A 7,316-nucleotide genomic window follows, 5' to 3' on the forward strand; every position below is an offset into this window, starting at 1 on the left:
GGCTCTCCCCGGGGGAGCCGGCCGAGGTGTTGGCCGAGGGGGCCGTCGACTGCGAGGTCCCGGAGGTGGCCGTCTCCTCCGTCTCTTCGTTCGGTGACGTGTCCGGCGCGCTCGCGCGCAGGTCGTCCGGCAGGGCCCGGTCGCGCGTGGGCGTGTCGTACGAGAAGAGGCCGGTGGCGAATCCCGCGGCGGCCAGGACGGTGGCCACGGCTCCGGCCACGGCGACCGTGGTGCGGTGACGGCGGCGCGGTGAGCGCCTGGTGTCGTCGGACGCGAGCACCGGTCCCGCCACTCCCGTAGCCCCTGTCACTCCCGTCGACCCCGTCACTCCCGCCGACCCCATGGCCTCCACGGACTCCGGCGTGTTCGTCGCCGCGGCCGGTGTCTCGGGGTTCTCGCCCTCGAAGAGGTGTACGTCCGCCGCGTTCGGGCGGGGCGTCGGCGCCGTGACCGGGATGGCCAGGGTGGGGGTGTCGCCGGGCTCCTGCGACGGCGGGGGTGGTGGAGGTGCCGGGGCGTCGCCCAGTTCCACGTATGGCCGTATGCGGAGCGGGTCGAAGTCCTCGGCTGCCGCCGCCTCCGCCGTACGGGCGTCACGGAGGGCCTCGGCGGCGCGGGGGCCGCACGGGCAGGACGGACTGCCGTCCGTGGCGCGCGGTGCCGCGCACTCCGGGCAGACATGGGCGCTCGGGTCGCCGCCGTTGCCGTTCACTTCACTCACGTGTCGTCCCTCCCCGTACGAACTCCAGAGATTATGCAGAAATCGAGCACACAATCTCCCAGGCGCCCCGGGAATCACGGCTTCCGCCAGGACTCAACAGGCCATAACTGGTCACACCGACCAGGATGGGAGTGAAAGCCGGAGACAACGCCGTAAGGGACCCTCGGGCCTTCGGGAGGGATTCATGACGTCGGAGAGGTCGGAGAGGTCGGAGAGGTCGGAGAGGTCGGACAGGTCGGGTGGGTCGGGCGCGTCGCACACCGCGGATACGGCAGTTCCGGGCGGGGGCGCCGCCCCGGATCGCCCGAACCGGGTTGTGCTCGTGCCCATCGGCGCCCTGCTGCTCGGCATGCTGCTCGCCGCGCTGGACCAGACGATCGTGTCGACCGCGCTGCCCACCATCGTCAGTGAACTGGGCGGTATGGAGCATCTGTCCTGGGTGGTCACCGCGTATCTGCTCGCGTCGACCGCCGCCACCCCGCTGTGGGGGAAGCTCGGTGACCAGTACGGCCGCAAGAAGTTCTTCCAGACGGCCATCGTCATCTTCCTCATCGGCTCCGCGCTGTGCGGAATGGCGCAGAACATGGCCGAGTTGATCGCCTTCCGCGCGATCCAGGGGCTCGGCGGCGGCGGGCTCATGGTGCTGTCCATGGCGATCGTCGGCGACCTCGTCCCGCCGCGCGAACGAGGCCGGTACCAGGGGCTGTTCGGGGCCGTCTTCGGGGCGACCAGCGTGCTCGGGCCGCTGCTCGGCGGGCTGTTCACCGAGCAACTGAGCTGGCGTTGGGTCTTCTACATCAATCTGCCGGTGGGTGCCGTCGCGCTCGCCGTGATCGCCGTCGCGCTGCGCATCCCCGTCCGTACCACCCGGCACGTCATCGACTACCTCGGTACGTTCCTCATCGCCTCCGTCGCCACCTGTCTGGTCCTGGTCGCCTCGCTCGGCGGCACGACCTGGGACTGGGGCTCACCGCAGATCATCGGGCTCGCCGTCCTCTCGGTGGTGCTGGCGGTGTGCTTCGTCGCGGTGGAGCGGCGGGCCGCCGAGCCCGTCCTGCCGCCGAAGCTCTTCCGGATCCGCACCTTCACGCTCTCCGCCGTCATCAGCCTCGTCGTCGGCTTCGCCATGTTCGGCGCGATGACGTACCTGCCGACGTTCCTCCAGGTCGTCAAGGGCGTCTCGCCCACCCTGTCGGGCCTCCACATGCTGCCGATGGTGGTGGGGATGCTGCTGGCCTCCACCGTCTCGGGGCAGATCGTGAGCCGCACCGGGCGCTGGAAGGTGTTCCCCGTCGCGGGCACGGCCGTGACGACCCTCGGACTGCTGCTGCTCCACCAGCTCGACGAGAACAGCCCCGACGGCGAGATGAGCGCGTACTTCTTCGTCTTCGGTCTGGGACTCGGCCTCGTCATGCAGGTGCTGGTCCTGATTGTGCAGAACGCGGTGCCGTACGAGGACCTGGGCGTCGCCACGTCCGGCGCGACCTTCTTCCGCGCGATCGGCGCCTCCTTCGGTGTGGCCGTCTTCGGATCGGTCTTCGCCGGCCGTCTGGCCGACCGGTTGACGGCGGAACTCGGCGGTGACCCGCTCCCGCCGGGCGTCACCCCGGACACCCTGAGCGCGGACCCGCGCGGAATCTCCCAACTCCCGACCGAGTTGCGGCCCTCCGCCCTGCACGCGTACGCCTCCGCGATCACGGACGTCTTCCTGTACGCGGCGCCGGTCGCCCTTCTGGGCTTCGCGCTGGCCTGGTTCCTGCGCGAGGACCGGCTGCGGGCGTCGGTGACGGCACCGGACCTCTCGGAGACGCTGGCGAGCAACCCCGTCGAACGGTCGTCGTACGACGAGGTGTGCCGGGCGCTGTCGCTGCTCGGCACCCGGGAGGGACGGCGTGAGATCTACGAGAAGATCACCGAGCGGGCCGGCTACGACCTGCTGCCGGGGGCGAGTTGGCTGCTGCTGCGGATCAGGCGGCACGGCCGGGTCGAGCCCGCGGCGCTCGCCCAGCGCAGCCCGGTGCCGCTGAGCGTCATCCTGGAGGCGGCCCGCCAGGTCGAGGTGCGCCGCCTCGCCCGGCGCGAGGGACTCGAACTCGTGCTCACCGACGACGGTTTCCAGGCCGCTGACCGGCTGGCCCGGGCCCGCGAGGACTCCCTCGCCGAACTTCTCGGCGACTGGTGGGGCCCGGACCGTCCCACGGACCTGGTCCAGCTGGTGACCGAACTGAACGCCGAGATGTGCGGCTCCGACGCGGAACGCCCCCACGACGGCGGAGGGAACCGGAACCGGCCGTACGGCAGGGCGGCCTGAGCGGCCTGAACGGTCTAACGGCTGCTGGTGCCGGTGCCGGTGCCGGTGCCGGTGCTGGTGCTGGTGCCGGTGTCCGGCCCGGTGAGGTCCTTCCTGAACCAGCGCTCGGCGTAGAGCTGCTGGTTGTGGGGTTCGCTCTCCTCGTAGCCGAGCCGGGCGTACAGGGCGCGGGCCTCCACGAGGTCGTTGCGCGTGTCCAGCACGATCCGTTCGGCGCCCAGCGCGCGGGCCGCGTCCTCGGCGGCCCGTACCAGCAGCGCGGCTCCGCCCCTCCCGCGTAACTCCTCGCGCAGGAAGACCCGTTTCAGTTCCGCCGTGCCGGGCGCCGGCATCCGTACGCCCGCCGTGCCCACGGGCTCGCCCTCGTACCGCGCCACCAGCAGCAGCCCGTCGGGCGGGGCCAGATAGTCGCCGCTGTCCGCGGCGACCTCGCGCTCCAGCTCGTCCGGGTCCGTCCGGCGTCCCTCGTACAGCAGGTACCAGCGGTCGCTGACCTCCGTGTAGTACGCCCGCCAGAGCGCGGCGGCCACGGGCGAGTCGAAGGGTTCGGGGGCGATGGACCAGGCGGTCGTCGCGGGAGAGGAGGCCGGAGGGGACACGTGAGGCGACATGGCGGTCATTGTCGGTACGCGACACCCGGTGCCCGCAAGCGATTTGCGGGGCGTCACCGTTCGCACACCGTTTGAGAAGGGCCCTCCGGGCAACCCGGACCCGGACACCGGCCCGCCATCGGGCCGAGAACTCCGGAAGGCATCCATGTCCACAGGCATGATCATCGCTCTGATCGTGATCGTGGCGGTCGTGGCCGTCGTGGCGGCCGCCCTGATCCAGCGCAACCGAACGGCCCACGGCGGCCCCGGGCTGCGACGGCGCTTCGGGCCCGAGTACGAGCGGACCCTCGCCCGGCACGACGGCGACGCCAAGGCCGCCGAGCACGAGCTCGCGGAGCGGGTGAAGCGGCACGGCTCCCTTGAGATCCGGCCGCTGGACCCCGTGGAGCGCGAGCGGTACGAGACCCGCTGGACGGCGGCCCAGGAACGCTTCGTCGACTCGCCGCGCGAGGCGCTCGCCGAGGCGGACCGGCTGCTGGGCGAGCTGGCGGGAGCGCGCGGGTTCCCGGACGGCGGGCGGTACGACGAGCAGGTCGACGCGCTGTCCGTGCACCACGCGCACCACGTCCACGGCTATCGGCGGGTGCACCGCGCGGCCCACGACCCGGCCGCCGACGGTGCGGGGAGCCCCGCGGGTACCGAGGAGATGCGCGAGGCCATGGTCGAGGCACGCGCCCTGTTCGAGGAACTCGTGGCCCCGAGCCGCCGGGACACCGGCCGCCACGGCCACGGGACGAAGGCGGACCACGGCACCGAGAGGACCAGGGACAGGTCGGCGCACGCCCGCACCGGCGGTCGGCACCACCTGCCCTGGGGCTTCACCCGGCGCCACGCGAAGGGGAGTTGAGGGGGATGACGAACGACATGAGGCCCGGCGAGGGCACCGAACGCGTGGAGCGCGCCAAGCGCACCGAGGGCGCGGGAGTGGAAGGCATCGAGGGCTCGCACCGCCGTGAGCAGTCGGCGGCGACGGGGCCCGACGCCACCGGCCCGATCGGCCTGGCGGAGCCGGCCGGCACGCCTGCGGCCGGTGCGGGTACGCACGGGACCGGTACACCCGGGACCGGTACGCACGGGACCGGTACGCAAGGGACCGGTCGGCCGGTCCCGAGCCGCGAAGGCGGGCTGACAGGCGGAGCGGCGGCCGGAGCCATGCCCGGCGGGGCCAAGCACGCCGCTCGCGACGGCGCCTCCGCGCACGAGACCCCGCTGCTGCCCCACGAGGAGTGCGACAAGCTGGCGCACCAGATGCACCACGCGGTCGGCGAGTTCGTCGACGAACCCCGGCACGCCGTGGAGGAGGCCGACCACGTACTGGAGGAGGCCGCGTCCAGGTTCACCGAAGCGGTGACCCAGCGGCGCCGCACCCTCCGCCGGGCCTGGCAGTCCACCGGTGACGGCGCACCCGCCGAGACGGACACCGAACAGCTCCGCCTGGCCCTGCGCGACTACCGCGAACTGACCGAGCGGCTGCTCAAGACCTAGCCACTCGCAGCACCACGGCCGCAGAAGCACGGCGAGGCCGCGTCCCGGATCCGTTCCCGGGACGTGGCCTCGCCGTCATGTGCCGGGCGCCCTCAGGAGGACGCCCTCTCCCGGCGCTCGCGCCACTCCCGTACGACCGCCTCCACGTCGTACGGCTTCAGCCCCAGTGGCGGGCCCGGCGGCGGCTTGAACATCATGTCGCGGATTTTCGTGTTGATCTCTGTGATGATCTTGCGCACGAGCCGCTCGGAGGGAGCCGACGCGGCGGCCGCCAGCGCGTCCTCCGCCTCCTTGCGCAGGGCGAGCGTCGGGGGCAGGACCGACATGCCCTCGCGGACCATCTTCTGTTTGATCCACCACAGTTCGTCGTACGACGTGTCGTCGCCGCTCAGTGGCTTTCCGGCGCCCGGCAGCGTCGAGAACTCGCCGCGCGCCTGCGCGTCCCGGATCTGTTTGTCTACAAAGGACTCGAAGCTGACGCCTGGTGGCTTTCGCTCGGTCATGAGTCCATTGTGCCGGAGGCCGCCCGAGCGGCCCAGCTGGCGATTTATCATGCGGCGGCGGTGCGCGTCGCGCGCACCGCGCAGGCAGGAACCTGTGACCAAGAAGGAGCGCACGTGCTCGAACTCACCATGGCCTCGGTATCCGCGGAGGACGTCGGGGCGACGGCCGGGATGCTGATGGCCGACGCGCCCAGCGACCCGGGCACGGTGCTCCGGGTGGGCCGGGACAAGTCCGTGTGCCGGCTCGCGACGCCCGACGACTGGCTGTTCGTCTCCCGGGTCCACCTCGAGTTCCTGTGCGGGCCCGACGGCAGCTGGCAGGTGACGTGGTTGCGCGGTACGCACGCCGATCCGTCGTCCGAGGTGAGCCTGGCCCTGGCCGGTCAGCAGGCCCAGGGTCTGCCGTACGGCGGCACCGTCAGGCTCCCGCACGGCAGCTCGGGCGAACTCGTCATACACGACCGGACCGCTCCGCGCAGCGTGAACGTCGGCTACTACCACGAGGCCTGACAAGCGCCGGAAGGCAGACGTAAGGCAGACGCCAGGAGCCCACATCCACGGGCCAGGCGTCGGCCTCAGGCCTGAGGTCTCAGACCCGAGGCCTCAGGCCTTGGCTTTTAGGCCCCAGGCCCCAGGCCTCAAGCCTCAGGCCTCAGCCTTCCGGCTCCAGCACCCGCGCCAGCGCGAACCCGTCCCACCCCTTGCTGCCCACCGTCTGCACCGCCGTGCCGCTCAGCTTCGGGTGGGAGGCGATCAGCTCCAAGGCGGCGCGGGTGCCCCGGACGGCCGGGTCCTCGGTGCCGGCGTCGGCGACCGCGCCGCCCCGGATCACGTTGTCGATGACGATCAGCGCGCCCGGGCGGGTGAGCTTGAGGGCCCACTCCAGGTAGTTCCGGTTGTTGGCCTTGTCGGCGTCGATGAAGACGAAGTCGAACGGCTCCGGGTTCTCGTCGGCCAGCTTCGGCAGCGACTCCAGGGCCGGGCCCACGCGTACGTCGACGAGTCGGCCGACGCCCGCGCGGTCGAGGTTGCGGCGGGCCACCTCGGCGTGCCGGGCGTCGTACTCGAAGCTGATCAGCCGGCCGTCCTCGGGGAGCGCGCGGGCCAGCCAGATCGTGCTGTAGCCGCCGAGGGTGCCGAACTCGAGGATGCGGCGCCCGCCCTGGATCTGGACCAGCAACTGCAGCAGCTTGCCCTGGGTGGTGGCGACGTTGATGTGCGGGAGGCCGGCCGCGTCGCTGTCGCGCAGCGCGGCGGTCAGTGCGTCGTCCTCCGGTGAGAGGAGGTCGGCGAGGTAGGCGTCGACGTCGTTCCAGAGCCGCGAGTCGCTGCTGCTCATGCACCATGCCTTTCGGATATCTAGTTAGAGACGCTAACGAGTCTGCCGGTCGATCCTAGTCCCGGCCCTGGTCGCTTGTCGCCCCGGATTCAGCCGATCGGGGGGTGGCCTGGCGGGAACCGTGGACCCGTCCGGGGGTCGGTCCTTGGGCCCGTCCGGGGGCGTCCGTGGGGCCCGTCAGGGGGCCGTCCGGGGGCCCCGTCCGGGGGGTCCGTCCGTAGAGCCCGTCCGGGGGCCCGTCCGTGGATCCGCCGTGGTACGTGCCGCTCCTGCGGGGGTGAAGGCAACCCGCCTCGCACTATCGTCTTCCGGACAAAACCGGGGCGGCCGTCAGGTGAAGCGGGGG

Annotated in this window: 7 protein-coding genes and 1 pseudogene; 4 read left to right on the top strand and 4 right to left on the bottom strand. The window is 72.0% G+C overall.

Annotated elements, in window-relative coordinates; translation table 11 throughout:
- Nucleotides 1-721 (bottom strand): annotated as a pseudogene (locus tag FNH04_RS37840) (peptidoglycan-binding protein); the annotation flags it as partial.
- A gap of 184 nt (nt 722-905) precedes the next feature.
- Between FNH04_RS37840 and FNH04_RS37850 the strand changes: the two are divergent.
- Complete coding sequence (locus tag FNH04_RS37850; RefSeq protein ID WP_194236949.1) at nt 906-3,032, top strand: MDR family MFS transporter; 2,127 nt, start codon at nt 906-908, stop codon at nt 3,030-3,032.
- A 14-nt stretch (nt 3,033-3,046) separates the two neighbouring features.
- On the opposite strand, the gene FNH04_RS37855 is transcribed toward FNH04_RS37850, so the two are convergent.
- Nucleotides 3,047-3,643 carry a GNAT family N-acetyltransferase gene (locus tag FNH04_RS37855; RefSeq protein ID WP_228031847.1) on the bottom strand — a complete coding sequence of 199 codons (597 nt, stop codon included), beginning with the start codon at nt 3,641-3,643 and terminating at the stop codon, nt 3,047-3,049.
- A gap of 145 nt (nt 3,644-3,788) precedes the next feature.
- On the opposite strand from FNH04_RS37855, the gene FNH04_RS37860 reads away from it, so the two are divergent.
- Both FNH04_RS37860 and FNH04_RS48205 read left to right on the top strand, forming a co-directional pair.
- Entirely contained in the window at nt 3,789-4,490 is a 702-nt protein-coding gene (locus FNH04_RS37860; protein WP_152790367.1) for a hypothetical protein, read from the top strand.
- Nucleotides 4,491-4,495: 5 nt separating this feature from the next.
- On the top strand, nt 4,496-5,128 hold the full coding sequence (locus tag FNH04_RS48205; protein WP_228031848.1) for a hypothetical protein: 633 nt from the start codon (nt 4,496-4,498) through the stop codon (nt 5,126-5,128).
- A gap of 92 nt (nt 5,129-5,220) precedes the next feature.
- Here FNH04_RS48205 and FNH04_RS37870 read toward each other — a convergent pair whose 3' ends face one another.
- Nucleotides 5,221-5,631, bottom strand: a complete 411-nt coding sequence (locus tag FNH04_RS37870; RefSeq protein WP_152790368.1) for a DnaJ family domain-containing protein — start codon at nt 5,629-5,631, stop codon at nt 5,221-5,223.
- Between the two features lie 114 nt (nt 5,632-5,745).
- Here FNH04_RS37870 and FNH04_RS37875 point away from each other — a divergent pair, with 114 nt between their 5' ends.
- Nucleotides 5,746-6,141, top strand: a complete 396-nt coding sequence (locus FNH04_RS37875) for an FHA domain-containing protein (RefSeq protein ID WP_322725021.1) — start codon at nt 5,746-5,748, stop codon at nt 6,139-6,141.
- 142 nt (nt 6,142-6,283) lie between these two features.
- Here the strand turns inward: FNH04_RS37875 and FNH04_RS37880 are convergent, their stop codons facing one another.
- Nucleotides 6,284-6,970 carry an O-methyltransferase gene (locus FNH04_RS37880; RefSeq protein WP_152790369.1) on the bottom strand — a complete coding sequence of 229 codons (687 nt, stop codon included), beginning with the start codon at nt 6,968-6,970 and terminating at the stop codon, nt 6,284-6,286.
- Nucleotides 6,971-7,316 lie beyond the last annotated feature (346 nt).

This window comes from Streptomyces phyllanthi, assembly GCF_009377205.1.
Taxonomy (GTDB): Bacteria; Actinomycetota; Actinomycetes; order Streptomycetales; family Streptomycetaceae; genus Streptomyces; species Streptomyces phyllanthi.